The 22,103-nt window shown below is 62.5% G+C and carries 16 protein-coding genes; 2 read left to right on the forward strand and 14 right to left on the reverse strand.

Annotated elements, in window-relative coordinates; genetic code table 11:
- Nucleotides 1-75: 75 nt before the first annotated feature.
- The 13 genes from AB4P94_RS05615 to AB4P94_RS05675 all read right to left on the reverse strand — a co-directional run bounded on the left by AB4P94_RS05615 (nucleotide 76) and on the right by AB4P94_RS05675 (nucleotide 20,458).
- Nucleotides 76-708, reverse strand: coding sequence for a hypothetical protein (locus tag AB4P94_RS05615; RefSeq protein WP_026083010.1), 633 nt, complete (start codon nucleotides 706-708; stop codon nucleotides 76-78).
- An 81-nt stretch (nucleotides 709-789) separates the two neighbouring features.
- Nucleotides 790-2,232, reverse strand: coding sequence for an efflux transporter outer membrane subunit (locus AB4P94_RS05620; protein ID WP_395609749.1), 1,443 nt, complete (start codon nucleotides 2,230-2,232; stop codon nucleotides 790-792).
- Nucleotides 2,229-3,119 carry an efflux RND transporter periplasmic adaptor subunit gene (locus AB4P94_RS05625; RefSeq protein WP_177006839.1) on the reverse strand — a complete coding sequence of 297 codons (891 nt, stop codon included), beginning with the start codon at nucleotides 3,117-3,119 and terminating at the stop codon, nucleotides 2,229-2,231. The genes AB4P94_RS05620 and AB4P94_RS05625 overlap by 4 nt, the downstream gene beginning before the upstream one ends.
- The gene (locus AB4P94_RS05630; RefSeq protein WP_016969155.1) at nucleotides 3,116-3,325 is read right to left on the reverse strand and encodes a DUF1656 domain-containing protein; all 210 of its coding nucleotides are present in this window, start codon (nucleotides 3,323-3,325) and stop codon (nucleotides 3,116-3,118) included. The genes AB4P94_RS05625 and AB4P94_RS05630 overlap by 4 nt, the downstream gene beginning before the upstream one ends.
- Nucleotides 3,322-5,400 carry an FUSC family protein gene (locus tag AB4P94_RS05635; RefSeq protein ID WP_395609750.1) on the reverse strand — a complete coding sequence of 693 codons (2,079 nt, stop codon included), beginning with the start codon at nucleotides 5,398-5,400 and terminating at the stop codon, nucleotides 3,322-3,324. The genes AB4P94_RS05630 and AB4P94_RS05635 overlap by 4 nt, the downstream gene beginning before the upstream one ends.
- Nucleotides 5,397-5,816, reverse strand: a complete 420-nt coding sequence (locus AB4P94_RS05640) for a MarR family winged helix-turn-helix transcriptional regulator (protein ID WP_395609751.1) — start codon at nucleotides 5,814-5,816, stop codon at nucleotides 5,397-5,399. The genes AB4P94_RS05635 and AB4P94_RS05640 overlap by 4 nt, the downstream gene beginning before the upstream one ends.
- 175 nt (nucleotides 5,817-5,991) lie before the next feature.
- A complete protein-coding gene (locus AB4P94_RS05645; RefSeq protein WP_395609752.1) occupies nucleotides 5,992-7,464 on the reverse strand; it encodes a Fic family protein in 1,473 nt (490 codons plus the stop codon).
- Between the two features lie 88 nt (nucleotides 7,465-7,552).
- Nucleotides 7,553-7,807 (reverse strand): DUF2789 domain-containing protein, encoded by a 255-nt coding sequence (locus AB4P94_RS05650; protein WP_395609753.1) that lies wholly within the window; start codon nucleotides 7,805-7,807, stop codon nucleotides 7,553-7,555.
- 9 nt (nucleotides 7,808-7,816) lie between these two features.
- Nucleotides 7,817-8,428, reverse strand: a complete 612-nt coding sequence (gene cysC / locus AB4P94_RS05655) for an adenylyl-sulfate kinase (RefSeq protein WP_395609754.1) — start codon at nucleotides 8,426-8,428, stop codon at nucleotides 7,817-7,819.
- Complete coding sequence (locus tag AB4P94_RS05660) at nucleotides 8,412-9,926, reverse strand: TolC family protein (protein WP_395609755.1); 1,515 nt, start codon at nucleotides 9,924-9,926, stop codon at nucleotides 8,412-8,414. The genes cysC and AB4P94_RS05660 overlap by 17 nt, the downstream gene beginning before the upstream one ends.
- A 41-nt stretch (nucleotides 9,927-9,967) precedes the next feature.
- Entirely contained in the window at nucleotides 9,968-17,842 is a 7,875-nt protein-coding gene (locus tag AB4P94_RS05665) for an Ig-like domain-containing protein (RefSeq protein WP_395609756.1), read from the reverse strand.
- A 50-nt stretch (nucleotides 17,843-17,892) separates the two neighbouring features.
- On the reverse strand, nucleotides 17,893-18,735 hold the full coding sequence (locus AB4P94_RS05670; protein ID WP_395611302.1) for a sulfotransferase family protein: 843 nt from the start codon (nucleotides 18,733-18,735) through the stop codon (nucleotides 17,893-17,895).
- A 109-nt stretch (nucleotides 18,736-18,844) separates the two neighbouring features.
- Nucleotides 18,845-20,458, reverse strand: a complete 1,614-nt coding sequence (locus tag AB4P94_RS05675; RefSeq protein WP_395609757.1) for a glycosyltransferase family 39 protein — start codon at nucleotides 20,456-20,458, stop codon at nucleotides 18,845-18,847.
- 201 nt (nucleotides 20,459-20,659) lie between these two features.
- Between AB4P94_RS05675 and AB4P94_RS05680 the strand changes: the two genes are divergently transcribed.
- Both AB4P94_RS05680 and AB4P94_RS05685 read left to right on the forward strand, forming a co-directional pair.
- A complete protein-coding gene (locus AB4P94_RS05680) occupies nucleotides 20,660-21,250 on the forward strand; it encodes a phage tail protein (protein WP_395609758.1) in 591 nt (196 codons plus the stop codon).
- 50 nt (nucleotides 21,251-21,300) lie between these two features.
- Nucleotides 21,301-21,609, forward strand: a complete 309-nt coding sequence (locus tag AB4P94_RS05685; RefSeq protein WP_395609759.1) for a hypothetical protein — start codon at nucleotides 21,301-21,303, stop codon at nucleotides 21,607-21,609.
- Here the strand turns inward: AB4P94_RS05685 and AB4P94_RS05690 are convergent.
- Nucleotides 21,585-22,100 (reverse strand): GNAT family N-acetyltransferase, encoded by a 516-nt coding sequence (locus tag AB4P94_RS05690; RefSeq protein ID WP_395609760.1) that lies wholly within the window; start codon nucleotides 22,098-22,100, stop codon nucleotides 21,585-21,587. The two genes, AB4P94_RS05685 and AB4P94_RS05690, sit on opposite strands and share 25 nt — an antisense overlap.
- Between the last annotated feature and the right edge of the window lie 3 nt (nucleotides 22,101-22,103).

Genomic DNA, 22,103 nt, shown 5'->3' on the forward strand with positions numbered 1-22,103 from the left:
CCGAAAACGGGGGAAGATTAGCACTGGCGGCCGCTGACGGCCCAGTTTTCTCAGAGTGGTCACGCCGCACTTCGTTCACGAATACTCGGTTTCAATCTCATCGAGTTGATGATCAAAACTCTTCAAACGCGCCGTCCAGGTGTACACCAGCACCTCAAACTCGCGGTGGATCACCGCGTTGCCCGGTGTGTCGGCTTTGGGATTGCAGAAGTCCAGTTGATAGCGCTCACGGGCCATCTGGTTGGCCACGTCGGATAATTCCCGCGCGTTATTCAGCCAATGCCTGCCATCCGCAACCTGCTTGTCGAGCAACACACACTGTTTTTTCAACGCTTCGAGGCTTTTCTCCAGCGGCGTGCCGGTGAGTTCGCCCATGACTTCCTGAAACGTTCGCCCGGGCTGCCAGTAACTGCCCCAGAAATAACGGTCGAACACGGTTTCAACGCGGCGCAGTGCAACCTTGGTGTCCCAGATCGCCAGGCGCGTCTTGCCTTGTTCGAGCAAACGCTTTTTCACCCGTTGGTTTTGATAGGACGCCCAGGCCACCACGCCGATGGACAAGGTGCCGATCACCAGGCAAGCGCTGTCGAGAAACACCATGGCCTTGTCGATTTGGTGAGCGAGCATGACGCCGTAGAAATAGGCAGCCGATAACAACACCAGTGCGAAGAACACGCACCAGAAAGCGGGAGCATAAGGGTTTTTCATTATTGGAATCCCCATGAGCAAACGCGAGCAGTGTCAGGTGAAGCGTCACGGCGCCTCACCTGACAAAGCATAGCGTTTCGCTCAGGGTTTGCCGGGCTGTGACGCTTGCGTTCGTCCGCTTTCCCAGCCGCCGCCCAATGCCAGGAACAGATCGATCTGGCTCATGGCTACCTGAGTGTTCGCCTGCGCCAATTGCGCGCGCATGCTGGTGTGGGTGCCGGTGGCTTGCAGGTCGGCCAGGAACGAGGCGCGCCCGGCCTGATAGAAGCGGTGCGTCTGGTCAGCGGCTTCTTCCGACGAGGCTTCAGCTTCGGCCAGCGCGTCGCGGCGCTGCAACAACGCGGCGTACTGCGCCAGGCCGGTCTGAGTCTCGCGGATGGCATTGAGCACCACCCCGTCGAAATGCGCCAGGGCGCCCTGGGTAGCGGCTTCGGCTTCGTGGATGCGAGCGCGGGCGCCGTTGGTCGGCACGCTCCAACTGATCAGCGGGCCAAAGCCCCAACGGTTGGTTTGCGGTTCGCCCAGATGGTCGAGAATACCCACGGTGCCCACCGTCGCGCCGATGCTGATGTCCGGGTACAGCGCGCCGGTGGCTACACCAATTCGCGCGGTGGCGGCCGCCAGCTGGCGTTCGGCCTGGCGCACGTCAGGGCGACGCTTGAGCAACGCGGCGCCATCACCCACCGGCAGCAACTGGGCGATGTGCGGCAACTCGGCGCAACTGCCCGTGCCTGCCGGCAGTTGATCCACCGGTTTGGCCAGCAACATCGACAGGCGGAACAGCGCGGCCTGGCGTGCAGCGTCATAGCGCGGCATGTCGGCGCGCAAGGATTTGAATTGGGTCTGCGAACGCGTCACCTGGGTTTCGTCGCCACGCCCAGCGTCACGCAGGCGTTGGGTCAGGCGCGTGCCTTCGGCTTGCAGGTCGAGGGAATGCTGGGCGATGGCTTTTTCTTCGTTGGCCGCGCACACCTGGGTGTAGGAACGCACCACATCGGCCACCAGGGTGATGCGCGCGGTATCGGCCGCGGCCTGAGTGGCGTCGGCACTGGCCTGGGCGCTCTCGATGCCGCGCTGCAAGGTGCCGAACAAATCGAACTGGTAGGACGTGGTGATGCCGGCACTGCCAATGTTGGCGACCGGCACTTTTTCCGTCAGCAGAAACGCTTCACCGGACTCCTGCAGGCGCTGTACTTCCGCCTTGGCCCCGGCATTCCAGCCACCGGCGGATTCGGCTTGCTGCACCTGGTAGCGCGCACGTTGCAGGTTGGCGGCCGCCACACGCAGGTCGGTGTTGGAGGCCATGGCCTGGCGCACCAGCTCATCCAGGCGCGGGTCTTTGTAGAGCTTCCACCAGTCGGCGGGCACCGGCGCTGACACAACGTTTTGACCGTCAGTGGCGATCTGCCCCTGTAAGTCGCTACGGTTCACCGCCGACTTTTGCGGCAGCTTGTAATCCGGGCCCACCACCTGGCAGGCCGACAGCAACAACCCCAGCGCGGCAGTCGCCAGAAGCCGCTTCATGGCTTGTCTCCGTCTTTAACCTTATCGGCGATGATCGACACAGTGGCCGTGCGCCCGGCAATCATGCGGAAGTCCGCCGGCACCTCATCAAAGGCGATGCGCACCGGAATCCGCTGGGCCAGCCGCACCCAGCTGAACGCCGGGTTGACGTTGGGCAGCAGGTTGGAACCGCTGCTGCGGTCGCGGTCTTCAATACCGGCGACGATGCTCTGCACATGGCCGCGCAAGCGCGCATTGTCGCCGATCACGCGGATGTCCACGCCCATGCCGACGTGAATGCCGTCGAGCTTGGTCTCTTCGAAATAACCGTCGATGTGGAAAGAGTTGCTGTCCACCACCGACAGCACCGGCCGCCCGGCCGTGACGAATTCCTGGGCACGCGGCGCGCGGTCGTTGACGTAGCCGTCCACCGGGCTGCGGACCACCGAACGGTCGAGGTTGAGCTGGGCCGAATCCACGGTCACCTGCGCTTCGGCCAGGGCCGATTGGGCGCGGGCCACGCGGGACTGGCTTTCTTCCAGCTGCTCGCTCGGCACCAGGTTGCCCAGGCCACGGTTACGCTTGTACTCGCGGCTGGCCTGGGCCAGGGTTTCCTGGCGGTCGGCCACCGCGGCCTGGGCCTGGCGCAGGGCCAGCTTGAAGCGGTCCTGGTCGACGGCGAACAGCACCTGGCCTTTGGTCACGAGCTGGTTGTCGCGCACGTCCACCTGCTGGATCAACCCGGACACGTCCGGGGCGATCTGCACGATGTCGGCACGGATGTGCCCGTCGCGGGTCCAGGGCGCAAACATGTAGTACATGACCATGCGCCACACAACGACAACCGCAAACGTCACGATCAACAACGTGAGGACAACACGGCCGATGGTCAAAAAAGGTTTTTTCATGTCATCAGGTATCGACTGAGTGAGTCCACCGCGCCGAGCAACAGCGCGTAGAGCCCCACATTGAACAATGCCCGGTGCCAGACCAGGCGATAGAAGTGAATGCGCGTCAACAGCCCGTGCACCACCAGAAACAACACATACGTAATGCCCATCAGCACCAGCAGCGTGGGCAGGAACACCCCGCTGATATCCAGATCACCGATCATAAAGGCGCTCCATCAGGCAGCGGCGCTTCCAGCTCGGGGCCGCCAATAAATTCCACGCCGGGCAACAACGACAGGCGCAAGCCGGCCAATGCGTGCAACAGATGCAGGCGGGTTTCGTCTTCGTTTTGCAGGCCCTGGCCGTTGAGGGCGCGGCGCGTGCGGTCCAGGGTCATCAGCAGACCGCTCGGCGCGGGCAAGCGTTCACCTGCCTTGAGGCAGGCCTTGAAGTAACCGCCCACGCCTTCCACGACCTGGTTGAGCAACACACGCGGCACGCCGTAGATGCGTGGCGCGTAAGCCAGCAGGTCGAGCAGGTTCAGCGCCACACGCAAATCGCGCAGGGCGGTGCCGGTGTCCTGGTTGATCAAGGCCAGGCGCGGCAGGTGCTGCATCAGGCGGTCGAGCATTTGCACGGCCATGTGCCGGTGTTCGGCCAATGTCGCAGGCTCGGTCAGGCTGACGATGTCGCGCCAGCTGAAACGGGTCAGGCGCTTGGCGGCCAATTCAGCGCCGAAGGGCCGCGCGATCAACGTCCAGATAAAGGCAAACAGCAAGCCCACGGGCCCGGCCAGGTTAACGTTGGCGAAGTTCAGAAAGTCCGCGTCGTAGGCGCCCTGGATGCTGATGAACGACGAGGTGTTCACCAGTGTCAGCAGCATGCCGAGGTAAAAGCGCGGCTGCACGGTGAGGGTGCCGATGCAGATAAACGGCACGGCAAACGCCAGCACCAGCATCGGGAAATCGTGCAGGTTGGGCAGCACCAGAAACAGATAGAGGCTGGCGAGCAACACCGACATGGCGGTCCAGAAAAAGAACCGGTAAATCTGCGGCGCCGGGTCGTCCATCGAGGCAAAAAAGCTGCAGGCCACGGCGGCCAAAATGACCGCGCTGCCGCCGTCGGTCCAGCCCAGCAGAATCCACAGCACTGAAGCGACGATGATCGCGGTCACCGTGGAAAACGCCGAGTAGAACATCAGGCCACGGTCGAGGAATGGCGTGAGCCGGCCCAAACGCCAGTGGCGGTAAACGGCGCGCCAGGTGTCCTGGCTTTCGCACTGAATGGCGGCTTGCAGGCTGCGGCAGTCCTGCCACAGATCGATCCACTCGCCGAGGCGATACAGCGCGTTGGAGAACAGCAGCGTGTGGCGGTCATCCAGCGCTTCGCCCTGGGGTTGCAGGGCATCGACTTGGTCACGCAAGGCGCGCCAGCTGTCCATTGGCGCGCTGTCCTGGGTGTTATCCAGCCATTGGGCAGTGGCCAGCAAAATCGGCTCCATGTGCTCAAGAAACTCCGGCGCACGGTGCTCGATGGCATACAGCGCATCGTCGAGCGCATCCACCACCGGCAGCAGGTGAATCATGCGCCCGCGCAGTTCCTTGGTATTACGCACGGTCTGCGGCCGCGCGCCTTCGTGGGGCAACTGGCCGATCATCAATTCGAGGGTGTTGAAGGTCGCGACCATGCCGCCGCGCAGGGTACTGATTTCTTCGGTGTCCACGTTGCGCGTCAAAAAGCGCTGGCTGTAGACCTGGGCGTCGGCAAACCACTTGGCCACCGAGCCGTCGAACACCGGCATCAGGCGGCGCGGCCAGAACATCGCGCCCACCACCGCCGCCACGGCGATGCCAAGGAAGATTTCTTCGGTGCGCGCTTCGGCCACGTCCCACACCGCCAACGGGTTATCCACAACCGGCAGGGCGATCAGCGGCAAGGTGTAACCGGCCAGCATCAGCGCATAGCTGTTGGCGGTACGCAGGTGCAGCGACAAAAACAACAGCGTGCCGGTCCACAGCGCAATGATCACAACCAGCACATAAGGCGTCTGGATGAACATCGGCACAAAAAACACAGCCGCCGCCGCGCCCATGAAGGTGCCGATGGCGCGGTACAACGCCTTGGAACTGGTGGGGCCGACAAACGGGCTGGAAACGATATACACGGTGGCCATCGCCCAATACGGACGTGGCATTTGCATGAGCATGGCGATGTACAAAGCGATCATCGACGCTGCGAAAGTACGCACGCCGTAAAACCAGTCTTTTGCAGGCGGCATGCCGGTGAAGAAGCCGTTCAAGAGGTCATCACCTCGGCCGCTTCGAAGGCGCGCAGTACGCGCAACGCGGCTTCCAGGTCGCTGTGGGCGATATCGGCCAGCACTTCCTGGCGCAGGCGCACCAGTTGCACTTCCACCGCTTGCACCAACTCGCGGCCACGCTCGGTGAGGCTCAAGGCCTTGGCGCGGCGGTCGTGGATGTCTTCGGTACGGCACACATAACCGCCGGCGCACAACTGGTCGAGCAGGCGCACCAGCGACGGGCTTTCCATCCCTGAAGCCTGGGCCACTTTCACCTGATGCACGCCATCGCCCAAACGGCCGATCATCAACAACGGCACGGCGCAGGCTTCGGAGATGCCATAGCTCACCAGCGTGGTCTGGCAGATTTTGCGCCAGTTACGGGCGCCCACCACCATGCTGCTGCTGAGGTTCATCTGGAGTTGTTCGAGGGTCTGAGGCACTGGATAGTTCGCATACAGTTAGTTTGCTAACTATCAATATGGTGGATGGATCCAATGTCGTCAAGTTTTGATACAAATTTGTGATGGGTGGTGGGACGGTGTGGATAAGTAAAGCGGGTTTGAGCGTGAGCGTCGGATCAAGCCACCTTTATTCGCTCATCGCCCGCGCCGCCTCCTCCTCAATAAACCCAAACACCTCCTCCGGCACGCTGTACTGAAACTGTTTGCGCCGGTGCTTGGAGAGCTGGCCTTCATTGTCCAGACACATCATCACCAGCTTCGACAAATCACTGCCCCGCACGTCGTAGCGCTGGTTCACGGCCTTGATCACACGGTCGTAGCGGCCGAGAAATTCGGTTTCTTCACGCAGTTCCACCTCCAGCGCGTGGCGGGCCATTTGCAGGGTGAATTCGACGCAGCGAGTGGCGTCCCAGTAACGGTAGATCGACGGGTGGCCGAAGAATTCGAAGGTCATTTGGTCACCGTCCAGCCACGTGACGTTCCAGAAGTCCCGTATCGGCCGGGAGAAAGTTTTAAGAGCATCCAGATAGGTTTGTTCTTCGTGTTTCATCGCGACAGAAACCGGCAGCAACAAACCGTTTTCCAATGCACCGTAATGACAGAGGGTCTGGTGGATCAGAAAGCGTGACAAGCGCCCGTTGCCATCCATGAAGGGGTGCAGGAATACGAAACCGAAGGCAGTGACAGCGGCGGCAACGAGCGGGTCAACCTCGCGCTCGGGCACATTGGCGAAAGCCATCAGCTCTTCCATCAGCTCCTGGCACAGCTCAGGCGCTGGCGGCACATAACTGACGCCCGCGGCTCCGCGCAGGCCGTTGTGCAAATAGTTTTGTTCGTGGCGGAATGCGACGGCTTTGTCAAAAGGATTGGAGACAGTGCTGTTTTGCAGCTCTACCAGATAGTCCTCGGTCAGCAGCCGCCCTTCATGGGCTTGGCGTAACAGTTGGACGAAACGACGGGACTTTTCTTCGCTGGGTTGCTCTTTTTCGATGGCGAACGAATCACGGGTTTCATGGAGATAGGCCCATTGTATGGCCCGGTCCATCATTTCAGGTGCAAGGGTCGCCATGAAGGTCCTGGCGCGGCCCAAAATGTCCAGGCTCAGCAGGGCTTCGATTTCAGGTGTTCGCTCAACAGTCGCGCAATAAGCCAAAGTGCCAAGGCCGTTGAAGTCGATACGCCAACGGGAATTACGCGTAGAAGGCCCTGTCACGTAGCGTTGAGGATCAAACAGAGGTGACACGCGGCTGTTGATCGGCTTGTTGTAATCCAGCCGTTGAAGGGTCAAGCCCTCCCACAGATAACAAGCCTTGCGGATGAATACACCGTTGGGGGCTCTTGCCAGCGCTTGCAGCAATTGGTCTGCACTGACCGATTCAAGTGCCTGAGCCAGAATGCCAAGGTTGATACCTTCATGTTTGAGGGCAAAAAGAATGTGGTCGAGCACTGAATCGGCTGAAGGCGCAACCGTGTGGGGAACAGCCAGGCAGTCACCGATTATCGAGACCCGCGTAACGGGCTTGACCATCGCAGTACGAAGGGGGGCAATCGCCTTTAGCCCAAGGCATTGGTGAAGATGGGCATAACCAACCAGAGACATCGCGTAGCCTCAGAAAAAACTCACTTACGCGATTAAAGCCCAGTTTTTTTCAACCAACACCCGATTTTTTCAATTTTTAATATTTCTGCTAAGTTTTTTGCACCCCTCTGCCACTGTGTAGAAGAAGATTCAACTCATCCACCACCTCGGCCCAATCCGCGTCCTCGAGTATTTCACTGCGTAAGAACTTCTTCTGGTTCTCGGTCCAGAAAAACGCATCAGCCAGATGCAACTCCGGCTTAAGCGGCGAATGCACCGCCACAAACTTCTCAATACTCACCGGATCATCCGGCAGCCCAAGCTGTTTGAAGAGGGACGGCAAGCTGTGCACAGGCGATTCCATGGCGGGCTCCTAAAAGGATGGTTCTCCCGAGTCTAGCCCAGGCGCCAGCCACGCCAACAACCGCTCGACGCACTGCTGCGCCGACAGCACGCCGGTATCCAGCACCAATGAGGCGTGCGGCGGTGGCTCGTAGGGCGAGCCGATGCCGGTGAACCCCGGCAACTCGCCCCGGCGCGCGCGGGCGTAATGCCCTTTGGGGTCGCGCCGCTCGCACACCGCCAGTGAGGCGCTGCACCAGACCTCCCGATAGTCACCGCCCAGGCGCTCGGCAAATAGTGCGCGCAGTTCAACCAGCGGCGCGATCATCGCCAGGATCACGATTTGGCCGTTTTCCACCAATAACGCCGCCAGTTCGCTGGCGCGGCGGATGTTTTCCAGGCGGTCGCTGTCGGCGAAGCCCAAGTCTTTGTTGAGGCCACCGCGCAAGGCGTCGCCGTCGAGCACCAGGCTTTGCCGGCCTTGTTCGAACAGCGCCGCCTGCAGCCCTTGAGCCAAGGTGGATTTGCCCGAGGCAGGCAAGCCCGTGAGCAAAATCGCCACGCCGCGATGCCCATTGCGCGCTTCGCGCTGACGGCGAGTGATGCTCGCCGTCGGTGCTACCAGGTTACTTGGCGACGGCACGGGGCACCGGCGCGGTGATGTTGCCCGCTGCCCACGCCGATTCACGGCTGGCGAGCGCCGTGGCAATCGATTGCACGCGGTCGGAATCCAGCTGTTCGGGCAGCGGGTCGAGCCCGGCGCTGGCGAAGATCTGGCCGTAAGCGTTACGCAGGTCGGCGTAGGCCAAGTCACGGCGCAGGTCGGCTTGCAGGGTGTTGAGTTCGCCCTGGATCAGGTCGAGCTCGCCCAGGCCGGCCGCTTCATGGCGGTTGCGCAATTGGGTGAGGATTTGCCCGTCGATGTTGGCCAGTTGCTCGTTGGTCTTGAACTGGCGCACGGCGTCCTGATAGTTGGCGTTGGCCACGTAGATCTGCGCCAGCACCGCAATCGACATCGCCTGACGGCGCGCGGTGGCGACTTCTTCACCGGCCTTGGCCACGTCGATGGCCGCAGGTGCGGAGATCACGTTGAACAGGTTCCAGGTGACCTTGGCGCCGTAGTCGGCCCAGCGGTTGTCCACCAGGAAGGAGTTGCTATCGTAATGCCCACCGGCCGAAAACTCCAGGCCCGGTAGCAGGCGCAGCATGGCTTTGCGGGTTTCGGCGGCGCTGATGCGGGTCTGGTAATCCTGCTCACGCAGCTCCGGGCGGTTGGCCAGGGCTTCCTGTTCCAGGCTGGCCAGGTTGACCTTCAATTGCGGCACGCTGTAGTCGTCAGGCGTCGCCAGCTTGACGTCGGTGCCCATGGGCAGGTTGATCAGGGTCGCCAGCTCGGTCTTGGCCAGGGACAACGCGCGGCGCTGCTCCTGCAATTGGCGTGTGGCTTCGATCAGCGAGCGCTGGTAACCGAGGGCCTGCACCGGGTCACCGATGCGCTGCTCACTCATGCTTTGGCTGTTGGTCTGGGCCTGGTCAACGCGCGCCATCAGGCTGTCGATCTGGGTCAGCAAGCGTTCGGCCGCCACGGCACGCCAATAGGCCGAGCGCACGTCCTGCACGATGGTGTTGATCACCTTGCGCCGGCGCTCCTGAATGATCAGGCGCTGGTCGCCCTGCTGCTTGGCGCTGATGTAGCTCACGCCAAAATCGAGCACGTTCCACACCATGGTCAGGTCCGCCACCCGGCGGTCACGGTCCTGGGAGGTCGACGGTTCCAGGGACTGGTTGCCACTGAGCACGCTCTGGCTGCTGGAGGCGTTGGTGTTGTTGCGCCCGGCGTAACCTGCCGACAGCGCCATGCGCGGCAGCATGTCAAAGCTTGAGAGGTCGGACTGGCGCTTGGCCAACGCCTCTTCCATCACCTTCAAACGGCCTTCGAGGTTGTATTTCACCGCGCGGGCCATGGCCTGGTGCAGTGTCAACGGGCCGCTCAGCGGCTCCTGGTCCTTGTACATGCCTTGCAGATCGCTGCGGGCTCGCTGCTCACTGACACTGCGCTCAATCGGCTCGCTGGTGACCGCACAACCACTGATCGCCAGCGCCAGCAAGCTGGCGCCGAACAACTTCTGACTTGTTTTCATCCTTGGACTGCCCCTGTTCCTGCGCCTTGAGTTGTGTGTATTCAAGCCTGCATTTCGCTGATGCCGACCTGTTGCAGTGCGTGCGCCAGGTCAATCACCTGGCGTTGTTCGGTGTCTTTGATGTGCTGCAATTGCTGGCCCAGGGTCGGCGCGCCAAAGACGCCACGCAGCCCGTGGGCCGGGTCGCCCTGGCCTTTGATCGATTTAGTGTCGAACGCCTTGAGGCCGCTGTCTTCGCCACCGTTTTCGCGGTTGAACAGGCCCGACAGGGTGCTTGAGCCAAACACTCCGCCATCACCGCCGCCAAAGCCCAGGAAGCCTTTGCCGCTGCCATCGCCACTGCCATCAGTGCTGAACACCTGGGCGATAAAACTGGGCGCCGATGCACCGTTGTGAATAAAGATGCTGCCGACCGGCGGCAAATCTGCCCCCACCTCACGCAGCGGGAACAGCGGCGGGAAGCCGATCGGTGAGCCGAGGTTACCCGTGGGCTGGCCAAAGATGATTGGCTGCAGCGGCAGGTTCGCCGAAACCTGCGGCGCCACCGGGTCCGTGACGCGGAACAGCGGGTCGCCGGTCAGCGAAACCGTATTGATCGAGAAGTTGTTGGAGTTGGCGTAACCACTGCCCGTATTGCCCGACAGGTCATTCACAAGAGACGTATCGAGGGTGATGAAGTTGCTCGGGTCATTGAGGTTGGCCGCAGGCGTCAGGGTGGCGGTCCAGGTCTTGCCGCCATCTGTTGTGGCCAGGTTAGACAGACTGCCGTTGGCCACGCTCAGGTCATCCAGGTCGAACCCGCTGACTTTCTCACTGAACGTGAAGGTGACCGTGGTGGTCTGGCCGACGGTCAGGTTCGGGTTGGCGATGCTGATCGTTGCACTCGGGCGTTCACCATCAATGGCGTAGTTGTTGGAGATTGCAATGCCGCTGCCAGCGTTCCCGGCGGTGTCATTGACCTGGCCGGCATCCAGCACGATCAGGTTGGTCGCGTCGGTAATGGCCGCCGTCGGGGTCAAGGTGGCGGTCCAGGTTTTGCCGCCGTCCGCACTGGCCAGATTGGACAACACGCCGTTGGCCACACTCAGGTCCGACAGGTCAAAACCGCTCACCGCTTCGCTGAACGCGATGGTCACGGTGGTGGTCTGCCCGATGCCCAGCGTGCCGTTGGCCACGGAAATGGTCGCGGTAGGCCGCTGGGTGTCGACGGCGTAATGGTTTGAGTCGGTGGTGCCGCTGCCCGTATTGCCGGCCGCGTCCTGCACACCGCTGTTGTCCAGCGTGATCAGGTTGCTGGTGTCGGTGATGTTGGCCGTGGGCGTGAGGGTCGCGGTCCAGGTCACACCGCCGTCGCTGGAGGCCAGGTTGCTCAAGCTGCCGTTGGCCACGCTGAGGTCGTCGGTGGTGAAACCGCTGACGGCCTCGGAGAAGGTGATGGTGACTTGGGCGGTTTCGCCGATTTTCAGGGCGCCATGGTCGATGACCACCGTCGCGGTTGGCCGCTGCGTGTCGATACTGAAATTACCCGAGTCGGTGACGCCGCTGCCGGCGTTACCCGCGAGGTCGCTGACGCCCGCGTTATTCAGCGAGATCAGGTTGGTGGTGTCGTGAAGGTTGGTGGCCGGGGTAAAGGTCGCCGTCCACGTGATGCCGCCGTCCGCGCTGGTCACCGCCGACAGCGTACCGTTGGGCACACTGAGGTCGCTGTTATCGAAACCGGCCACCGCTTCACTGAAGGTGATGGTGACCACAGTGGTTTGGCCGATGGCCAGGCTTGGGCTGGCAATGTTGATAGTCGCCGTAGGCCGCTGGCCATCGATCGCGTAATTGTTGGAGATCGCAAGGCTGCTGCCGGCGTTGCCAGCGGCATCGCTGACCCCGCTGGTGGCCAGCACGATCAGGTTGGTGGCATCGGTAATGTTTGCCGTCGGCGTCAGGGTGGCGGTCCAGGTCTTGCCGCCGTCTGCGCTGGCCAGGCCGGACAGCACGCCATTGGCCACACTCAGGTCCGACAGGTCAAAACCGCTGACGGTTTCACTGAACGTGATGGTGACAGTGCTGGTTTGCCCGATGCTCAAAACGTTGTCGGCCACGGAAATAATGGCCGTAGGCAGCTGAGTATCAATGGCGTAGTTGTTCGAATCGGTGGTGCCGACGCCGCTGTTACCGGAAACGTTCTGCACACCGCTATTGTCGAGGGTAATCAGGTTAGTGGCGTCGGTGACGTCGCTGGTCGGCGTGAACGTGGCTGTCCAGGTGACGCCGCCGTCGCTGCTGCTGACCGCCGTCAACGTGCCGTTGGCGATGGTCAGATCGGTGTTGGTGAAACCGGTGACCGCTTCACTGAAGGTGATGGTGACTGTAGACGTTTCACCGGCTTTCAGTGCGGTATCCGCCACCACGACGGTTGCCGTCGGCCGCATCGTATCGATGGTGAAGTTGCCAGAGTTGGTGATGCCCGTGCCGGTGTTGCCGGCCAGGTCGCTGACCCCGATGTTGTTCAGGCTGATCAGGTTGGTGGTGTCGCGAACATTGACCGTCGGGGTAAATATCGCCGTCCAGGTGATGCCACCGTCCGCACTGCTCACCGCCGTGAGCGTGCCGTTGGGCACGCTAAGGTCGCTGTTGTCGAAGCCTGAAACCGCCTCGCTGAACGTGATGGTCACCAGGGACGTTTCACCCGCAGCCACGGTCGGGTCGGCGACCACGATGGTGGCCGTAGGGCGCTGGCTGTCTACGGCGTAGTTGTTGGAGTCGGTGGTGCCGCTGCCGGCGTTGCCCGCCAGGTCGGCGATGCCGGTGTTGTCCAGCGTAATCAGGTTGGTGGTATCGGTGATGCCCGCAGCCGGCGTGAAGGTCGCCGTCCAGGTAATCCCGCCATCGCTGCTGCTCACCGCGCTCAACGTGCCGTTGGCAATCGTCAGGTCGGCATTGGTGAAGCCCGTGACGGCTTCGGAGAACGTCACGGTGACCAGTGAGGTCTGGCCAACGGCGAGGGCAGTGTCCGCGACCACGATGGTGGCGGTCGGGCGCTGGGTGTCGATCGAATAATTGTTCGAGTCGGTGGTACCGCTGCCGGCATTGCCGCTCAGGTTCTGCACGCCACTGTTGTCCAGCGTGATCAGGTTGGTAGCGTCGGTGATGCTGGTGGTTGGCGTGAAGGTCGCCGTCCAGGTGATGCCGCCGTCGCTGCTGCTCACCGCGCTCAGCGTGCCGTTGGCAATGGTCAGGTCGGCGTTGGTGAAACCGGTGACCGCTTCGCTGAAAGTGATGGTCACCAGCGAGGTTTCGCCGATCTTCAGGCTGGGGTCGGCCACGATGATGGTGGCGGTCGGCAGCACGGTGTCGAGGGTGTAGTTGGGTGAGCTGGTGGTACCCGTACCGACGTTTCCGGCCAGGTCGGTGACACCGGTATTGTTCAGCACAATCAGGTTGGTGGCATCGTTGACCCCCACATTAGGGGTAAAGGTCGCCGTCCAGGTGATACCGCCATCACTGGAGGTGACGTTACTCAATGTGCCGTTGGCGACGCTCAGGTCGGCATTGTTGAAACCCGTCACCGCCTCGCTGAAGGTGATGGTCACCAGCGAGGTTTCACCGGCACTGAGGTGGCTGTCGGCGAGCACGATGGTGGCCGTAGGGCGCTGGCTGTCGACCGCGTAGTTGTTGGAGTCGGTCGAACCGCTGCCGGCATTGCCCGCGAGGTCAGCGACGCCGGTGTTGTCCAGGGTGATCAGGTTGGTGGTATCGGTGATACCCGCTGCCGGCGTAAACGTCGCCGTCCACGTAATCCCGCCATCACTGCTGCTCACCGCGCTCAGCGTGCCGTTGGCGATGGTCAGGTCGGCGTTGGTAAAACCGGTCACCGCTTCACTGAAGGTGATCGTCACCAGGCTGGTCTGGCCGATGGCGAGCGCAGAATCGGCAACCACGATGGTGGCCGTCGGGCGCACGGTATCGATGGCGTAATTGTTCGAATCGGTGGTGCCGCTGCCGATGTTGCCGCTCAGGTTCTGCACGCCGGTATTGTCCAGCGTGATCAGGTTGGTGGCGTCAGTGATGCTGGTGGTCGGCGTAAAGGTCGCCGTCCAGGTAATGCCGCCGTCGCTGCTGCTCACCGCGCTCAGCGTGCCATTGGCGATGGTCAGGTCGGCATTGGTAAAGCCGGTGACCGCCTCGCTGAAAGTGATGGTGACCAGCGAGGTCTCGCCGATTTTCAGCGCGTTGTCGGCAATGATGATGGTCGCGGTCGGCACCACGGTGTCGATGGTGTAGTTGTTGGAGTTGGTCGTGCCGCTGCCGGCGTTGCCCGCCAGGTCGGCGATGCCGGTATTGGCCAGCGAAATGAGGTTGGTCGCGTCGTTGATGCCCACAGTCGGGGTGAAGGTCGCCGTCCAGGTGATGCCTCCGTCACTGCTGCTCACCGCCGTCAACGTACCGTTGGCAATCGTCAGGTCGGCGTTGGTGAAACCGGTCACCGCCTCGCTGAAGGTGACGGTCACCAGCGAGGTTTCGCCGGCCGTGAGGTTGCTGTCGGCGACCACGATGGTGGCGGTCGGGCGCACGGTATCGATCGCGTAATTATTCGAATCGGTCGTACCGCTGCCGGCGTTGCCGGCCAGGTCGGCGATGCCGGTGTTGTCCAGGGTGATCAGGTTGGTGGTGTCAGTGATGCTGGCGCTCGGCGTGAACGTCGCCGTCCAGGTGATGCCGCCGTCGCTGCTGCTGATTGCGCTCAACGTGCCATTGGCGATAGTCAAATCGGTGTTGGTCAGGCCGCTGACGGCTTCGCTGAAGGTGATGGTCACCAGCGAGGTTTCACCGATCCGCAGGTTATTGTCGGCCACCACAACCGTTGCGGTCGGACGCACGGTATCGATGGCGTAGTTGTTCGAATCGGTGGTACCACTGCCGGCGTTGCCGTTCAGGTCTGCGATGCCGGTATTGTTCAGCGTGATCAGGTTGGTGGCGTCGGTGATGCTGGCGGTCGGCGTGAACGTCGCCGTCCAGGTAATGCCGCCGTCGCTGCTGCTCACCGCGCTCAACGTGCCGTTGGCAATGGTCAGGTCGGCGTTGGTGAAACCGGTGATCGCCTCGCTGAAGGTGATGGTGACGAGCGAGGTTTCACCGAGTTTCAGCGCGTTGTCGGCCACCACGATGGTCGCGGTCGGGCGCGCGGTGTCGATGGCGTAGTTGTTGGAGTTGGTGGTGCCACTGCCGGCGTTGCCGGCCAGATCGACGACCCCGGTGTTATCCAGGGTGACCAGGTTGGTGGTGTCCGTGATGCTGCTGGTCGGCGTGAGCGTGGCGGTCCAGGTGATGCCGCCGTCACTGCTGCTCAGACCGCTCAGGGTGCCGTTGGCCACCGTCAGGTCGGCGGTGGTAAAGCCACTGACCGCTTCGCTGAAGGTAATGGTCACCAGCGAGGTTTCACCCGCCGCCAGGTTGGTGTCGGCCACGACAACGGTCGCGGTCGGCCGTACGGTATCGACCACGTAATTGGCCGAGTCGGTGGTGCCGCTGCCGGCGTTGCCGGCCAGGTCGGCGATACCGGTGTTATCCAGGGTGATCAGGTTGGTGGTGTCGGTGATGCTGGCGCTCGGGGTGAACGTTCCGGTCCAGGTGATGCCGCCATCGGCGCTGCTCACTGCCGTCAGCGTGCCGTTGGCGATGGTCACGTCGGCGTTGGTGAAACCGGTCACCGCCTCGCTGAAGGTGAAGGTCACCAGTGACGTATCGCCGATCTTCAACGCCGTATCGGACATCACGATGGTGACGGTCGGCCGTGCCGTATCGATCGCATAGTTGATGGAACTGGTCGTCCCAACCCCCGCCACGCCGTCGCTGATCGCAGTGACCCCGGTGTTGTCGAGGGTAATCAGGTTGGTACTGTCGGTAATGTTGTTGGTCGGCGTGAAGGTCGCCGTCCAGGTCAGGCCACCGTTGCTGCTGCTGACCGCCGTCAGCGTGCCATTGGCAACCGTCAGGTCGGCGTTGGTGAAGCCGGTCACCGCTCGGCTGAAGGTGAAGGTTACCAGCGAGGTTTCGCCGATTTTCAGGGCCGTGTCGGCCATCACGATGGTTGCGGTCGGCGGCTCCACATAAGCGGTATTGAGCGTGCCGCCGTTGTTGTAGATCGCCGCGAACGCCAACGGGACACTCCCCGTCACGCCGCCGCCCAACTCTACGCCGCCACCGCCGCTGCCGGCCGCGTTGCCGCTGATGGCACTGAAGTTGGCGGCGGTGATCAATACCGTACCGCCCTGGTTCCAGATGGCACCCACGCCGCGCCCGCCATCGCCGCCGTTCAGGTTGTTGCTGCCCTGGCCGCTGCCACCACCACCGCCGCCGCCCGCGCCGATGTTATTGCTGATAACCGAGGTGCCGACAACTTTCAAGGTGCCCGTCGAGGCGTTGTAAATGCCGCCGGCTGCGTTGCCGCCGACACCGCCAACCTTGTCCCAACCGGACCCGCCACCGCCGCCGCCAATGGAAATAGTGCCGTTGCTGGCCGTGCCGCCATTGCCGCCGTTGCTGTAATAGGACACCCCCACACCGCCGGCCCCGCCGGTGGTGGAACCGCCGCGCCCACCCATGTGCGTCGCGTCATAGCCGCCGCCGTAGCCGCCTGCGCCACCGCTGCCGGCCTGCCCGCCCAGCGTACCGGTGCCCGGCCCGGCAGTCCCGCCGTGGCCGCCACCCTGACCGCCCAGGCCGCCACCACCGCCACCGCCGCCGCCGTAGTTGGCGCCCGTGACACCACCGCCGCCACCACCGCCCGCAGCGGCATTGCCGGTAACCGAAACGTTATTCAGGGTCAGGATACCGGCGTTGAAAATCCCGCCGCCCATGGCGCCGGTCGCCCCGTAGCCGCCATTGCCGCCGTTGCCGGAAACCAGACCGCGGGTGATCACCAGGCCGTCCAGCGTCACCGTACTGCCGGAAGTGATTTCCACCACCCGGGTCCTGTATTGACCATCGAGGGTGACGTCAGCAACGCCATCGTTGTTCAGGTCACCGTCCACGGTGATGTTTTTGTTGATCAGCAATTCCGAGGTCAACTGCACCGTCATGCTCGTGCCAAAGGTCACGATATCGCCGTTCTGCGCCGAAGCCAGAGCCGCACGCAGCGAACCCACGCCGGTGTTCGCGTTGTTGGTCGCGGTCCACGTGGCCAGGCCCCACTGGTATTCGCTCATGGCTTTGGTCGACAGCACGTTGGCGCTTTCGATGGTGCCGGTGGCGATTTCCAGGTCCCAGTCACCGCCCACGCCAGTGCGGTTGGTCGAAGCGGCGACATCGCGGCCGGTCAACTGCGCCAGGGAGTCGACAAAATTCAACCCGCGTTCGCCTTCGGCGGTGTAGCAGCCGTAGATCAAAATGTCGCCGCCCACGTTCATGTCTTTGCCGATCTGCCCCAGCACCGCACTGCGGGCGGCCACGTTATCGGCGGACAGATAGGTGGTGCCCAACCACAGATCGCCCGCATTGCCATGGGCAATAATCTGCACCGAGCTGACGCCCTGGTGGGTGTCCAGGTAGTCGGCAATCTGTTGCAGGCCGTCCTTGCTCGCGTCCAGCTGAACCACTTGGGTGCCGGGCGCCACGCCTTGCAACAGGCTCGCGGAGTCCTTGACCCGTGCATCGACAAACACCACGGTCTGCCCCGGCACCGCCACGGGTGCAGCGGCCGGCGCGTCAGCCTGGCCGTGGGTGTCTTTGCTGGCGGCCGGGTGATCGGCGCTCGGCGGTTTGGCGGCGTCCGCGGTGGGGTGGCTGTCGGGCTGCGCCGCATCGGCCACGGTGGCCGCGACGGCGCCGTCAAACAGCATGCGCGGCTCCAGGTGCATGATCATCGGCGAGACCCGTGCCTTTACCGCTTCGCTGACCTGCGACTTGCGTTTGCTCCACCACATGCTGCTCACCCGGCGTCGAACGTTCTTTGAGAAAAATGAAAACGCCGCGATCAATTGATCGCGGCGTTGGCCTTCATACGAATCACATTGGCGGCACTGGCTGAGCCGTCCTGCCAAAACGACAACTCGGTGTACTGCTGGAACAGGTCCGGCGGCAGGATGGTGCGCCGCGCTTGCAGGCGTACCTTGGGCTGGACCTTGTGCAGGCCGGAGACGCCCAGCGCCTGGTCGAACTCGGGTGCGTCGTAGACGAGGTTGTTGAAGTCATGCTCGAACCACGGTTCGCCAATAAAGTCGTACACCAACCGCAGCACGCGCTCCGGGGCCTGGCTGAGCAGGTCGTAATCGACGATCAACAGCGAGTCGGCATGTTCGCCGTAATAGGCTTCCTTGAGCGCCGCCCATGAAAACCCCACTAAACGGTTGCGCTGCGCCAGGGTTTCACACCGGCTGTACACCGTGTTGCGCTCTACATCGTCGCCAAACAGCTTGGTGTTTTCGAAAGGGTTGGCGCGGTACAGGCGCTCCAGGCTGTCCATGATCCAGGCGACGTTGCGCACACAGGCGATGACTTTGGACTGGGGGAACAGGTCATGCAGCGCGGGCATGCGCGCGCACCACTGGCGGTTGGTGTCGAACACCACCGGGGTGGAGGGTTTGTCGGCGTAGTAGGAATCAAACAGGCCGCGCAACAGACGGCGACGGGTGTTGGCATCAATGACCGCGCCAAACTCGCTGCCGGCGCTGCACTGCGCCAGCACGCCATTGAACAAGGTACCGACGGGGCTGCTCATGCCCGCATGAAAACGCGGGTTCTGCAACAAAATGGCAGAGAGCAGGGTCGAGCCGGAACGCGGCAGACCCGAGATAAAGTGATACTGCAATCCGTTCACCACCTTGTAGGACAAAAATCCATTTGTGGCCGAAGCGTAGCTGAGGATTGCAGAGTTCACTAGTGGTCATTTGCCACTATTTTGGCATGCGCTTAATGCCGATTCGAAATTAGCGGCAGCCCTCTGGCTGCGAGGGCTCTGGCCCGCGACACAGCACAAACAAACGTGCCCGCGCGCCGCCGCCGTCCTGCTGCAAAAGTTGTTTCCAGCCATCGGGAATCGGCGCGAAATCATCCGGCATTTCATTGCTGCTGATCAGCCAGACGCGGCGCGTATCCGCCGGCAATGCCGACAGACGGTCAAGGTAAATGCGCCCGCCATCCTGGTCCACCAGCGTGCCGAAACCGTAGGCGTTCGGCCGGGTCGGCGTGCCGTCGGGTTTGGGCGGGGTGTAAAGCTGCAATTGAGCGTCGGTCTGGTCGTAGTACACGTAGCTGAGGTACCACATCATGTCACTGAGCACGATGCGATCGTCTTCCTGATAGTTGCGGTTGACGAACTCCACCGGCGTATTGAATTGGTCATGCACGTCCACCGTGGCGTTGTTCTTGAGCCCCAGCAGCTCCACGCCACCGAACAGCACGAACAGCGCAGCCGCCAGCCACGACAGGCGCGCCGGCAGGCGATCAATGGCCAGGGCCACGAGGATCGGCAAACCCAGGGCGTAAACCGTGAGGTAGCGCTCGATAAAGACCGGCGAAAGAAACGACACCGCATACACCAGCAGCAACGGCAGCAGGAAGAACAGTGCCAGCAAGCGGGCCGGGTGATGGCGCTCTCGGTCCTGCCAGGCGGTGACGATCACCACGGCAATCAACAGCAGCGGGAACAGCCAGAACAGTGGCCGCCAGAAGCCCACGCCTTCGTCCTGAAGCGTGAACTGCCAGATCATCGACGGTACGGACGTCAACGTGACCGGGTCTTCCCAACCGATATCACCGCCGACCTTGAGCTGTTCGACGTGCTGCACCAGGTCCAGCAGGTTCGGCAGCCAGGGCAAATACAACGCCACAATCAGTGCATTGGCGCACCACCACGACGGGCGCAGGATCAGGCGCTGGCGGGGGCCCTGGGCCGGGCACAACAGCCCCAGATAAGCCCAATGCACCAACACGCACAGGGCGGTGAAATAGTGGGTATAGAAGCCGGCCGCCATCAACAGCACATACACCGCCAGATAACGCGTACGCGCCGGTTGGCGCACCCAGTACACCAGCGCCAGCGTGGCACCCAGCAACCACACGGCCAGCAGCGAGTACATGCGCACTTCCTGACTGTAGCGCACGGCAGAGGGAAACAACGCCAGCAGCACACCCGCCAGCACCGCAGCGCGCCGGGTGGACAATTGCCGCGTCAGCCACACGCCCAGGCCCACCGCGACCACGCCGGGAATGGCACTCATGCCGCGAATTGACCAGATGCCGTCGCCGAACAGCTCGATCCAGCCGCGCAGCATGAAAAAGTACAGCGGCGGGTGCACATCATGGGCGGCGTGAAACCACAGGTCGTCCATGGCGTATTCACTGAGCAGCAGGCTGGAGCCTTCGTCGCCCCAGATCGCCGCCGCCGTCAGGCCATAAAAACGCACCGCCATGGCCAGCGCCAGTATCGGCACCCACCACAAACGGCTGAGCCATCCGGCGCCTTCCCAGGCGTCCGAGAGGCGATTGACTGCGGGAAATGCCGCCACTTTGTCGTCTTGTTCTACCACAGACCGTCGCACCTCAATTCCCCTGACCCTGCCCGTTTTTCCGGGCAAACCTTGCACCTGCGCAAACAAGCGCCACTCTAGGACAAAAGCCCCGGTTTCGCTCGCTGTTTCGCAACCGCCAGGCGGCGCGCAAAAGTGGCGACTACGCTCTGCGATGACGCCAGATCACTTGGCGTCACACACCGTATAGCCAACCACAAGGATGAACGAACCATGGAAGTATTCATCGGCACCATCCAACCCTTTGCATTTGATTTCGCCCCCCGGGACTGGGCCCTGTGCGCCGGCCAAACCATGCCCATCGCCCAGTACCAGGCATTGTTTGCACTGTTGGGCGTGAATTACGGCGGCAATGGCACCACAACCTTTCTGCTGCCCAACCTGCAAGGCCGGATGCCCATCGGCCAAGGCTCCGGTGCAGGCCTGTCAACCCGCGTCATCGGGGAGGTCTCCGGAACGGAATCCGTGACCGCTACCCTGCTCAACCTGCCTAACCACACGCACGCCATTACACCGATCACCGTCACCACCTCGGTGCAACTGGCCGTCCCCGCCAGCAACCCGGTGACGTTACCCACTGCGACCAATGCCTATATCGGTACTTCCGGTGCCGGCCCGGGCAGTGCTTCGATCTATTCCGACCAGCAGGGCGCCACTCCGGTCCCCCTCAAAGGGGTCAGCAACACCACGAGCGGAGGCGCGATCACGCCCACCGGCCAAGGCCAGCCCATGGGCACCATGAATCCGTTCCTGGCCATCAACTTCAGCATTGCCTTGAACGGAATCTTTCCGTCACGCAGCTAACCTCTGGCCGGGGCCTGCGGGCCCCGGCACTTGTGAAACGGAGCCGCCCAATGCTGAACCTGGTCACCCCGGAACACTTCCGGCCTTTGCTGGATCGCACCAGCGTGCTGTACCTGCCCGACGGCTCGGCGCTGCCGATCCAGGTCCAAAGCCTCACGGACGCACCCAAAGCCACTGTTCCCGGTAGCCCGCGCGGGGCTTTCCGTGTGTTGCTGGAAAGCCTTGCGCCCACGGACTTCGTTGACGGCTTGTGCCGTTTGCCACTGACAAACGCCTGCCTCGAAGACGTGTTTGTGTCGCGCGAGCCCGCCATGGGCCGTGACAGCGGGCGCGGTTACTTCTGCATCGTGTTCAACTGAGCCGGGTACCACGCCAAGCGCTGTGCGGCGTGCGTCTGTTCTTCCACCCGAAACCCCAGCGCCAGGTAATGCTGGCGCGCGTGGGGGTTGCTCGCCCACACCACCGTGGTCACCGGGCACAGCACCTGAGTGGCGGCCCGCTGCACGCCTTGCAGCACCGCGCGGCCAAAACCTTGGCCGCGTGCTGCCGGGATAAACGCCAGGTACAGCACACGGATTTCATTGGGCCCGAAGTCGGCACTCAAGGCGCCAATCGGCGTGCCCAGTTTTTCGATGACGTAGTGCAGTGCGCCGGGAAAATGCTCGTCCAGGCCTTTTTCCTGAACCTGAAACTGCTGGGCAATCACCTCCTCCACCAGCGCTTGCTCGCCGTCGATCCACTGCAAATCCGCACGGGCCGAGCGATAAAGGCCCTGCAAAAACGGCCCGTCGCTGCTGCGTGACGGGCGTACCTCCAGGCCCAGCGCCAAAGCGCCCTGTTCTTTCAACATCGC

Source organism: Pseudomonas sp. B22129, assembly GCF_044218875.1.
Lineage (GTDB): Bacteria > Pseudomonadota > Gammaproteobacteria > Pseudomonadales > Pseudomonadaceae > Aquipseudomonas.

Excerpts from the sequence above, each read along its gene's own strand:
- AB4P94_RS05615 (WP_026083010.1), bottom strand. The coding sequence starts at position 708 with ATGAAAAACCCTTATGCTCCCGCTTTCTGGTGCGTGTTCTTCGCACTG.
- AB4P94_RS05620 (WP_395609749.1), bottom strand. The coding sequence starts at position 2,232 with ATGAAGCGGCTTCTGGCGACTGCCGCGCTGGGGTTGTTGCTGTCGGCC.
- AB4P94_RS05625 (WP_177006839.1), bottom strand. The coding sequence starts at position 3,119 with ATGAAAAAACCTTTTTTGACCATCGGCCGTGTTGTCCTCACGTTGTTG.
- AB4P94_RS05630 (WP_016969155.1), bottom strand. The coding sequence starts at position 3,325 with ATGATCGGTGATCTGGATATCAGCGGGGTGTTCCTGCCCACGCTGCTG.
- AB4P94_RS05640 (WP_395609751.1), bottom strand. The coding sequence starts at position 5,816 with ATGAACCTCAGCAGCAGCATGGTGGTGGGCGCCCGTAACTGGCGCAAA.
- AB4P94_RS05645 (WP_395609752.1), bottom strand. The coding sequence starts at position 7,464 with ATGTCTCTGGTTGGTTATGCCCATCTTCACCAATGCCTTGGGCTAAAG.
- AB4P94_RS05650 (WP_395609753.1), bottom strand. The coding sequence starts at position 7,807 with ATGGAATCGCCTGTGCACAGCTTGCCGTCCCTCTTCAAACAGCTTGGG.
- AB4P94_RS05660 (WP_395609755.1), bottom strand. The coding sequence starts at position 9,926 with ATGAAAACAAGTCAGAAGTTGTTCGGCGCCAGCTTGCTGGCGCTGGCG.
- AB4P94_RS05665 (WP_395609756.1), bottom strand. The coding sequence starts at position 17,842 with ATGTGGTGGAGCAAACGCAAGTCGCAGGTCAGCGAAGCGGTAAAGGCA.
- AB4P94_RS05680 (WP_395609758.1), top strand. The coding sequence starts at position 20,660 with ATGGAAGTATTCATCGGCACCATCCAACCCTTTGCATTTGATTTCGCC.
- AB4P94_RS05685 (WP_395609759.1), top strand. The coding sequence starts at position 21,301 with ATGCTGAACCTGGTCACCCCGGAACACTTCCGGCCTTTGCTGGATCGC.
- AB4P94_RS05690 (WP_395609760.1), bottom strand. The coding sequence starts at position 22,100 with ATGTTGAAAGAACAGGGCGCTTTGGCGCTGGGCCTGGAGGTACGCCCG.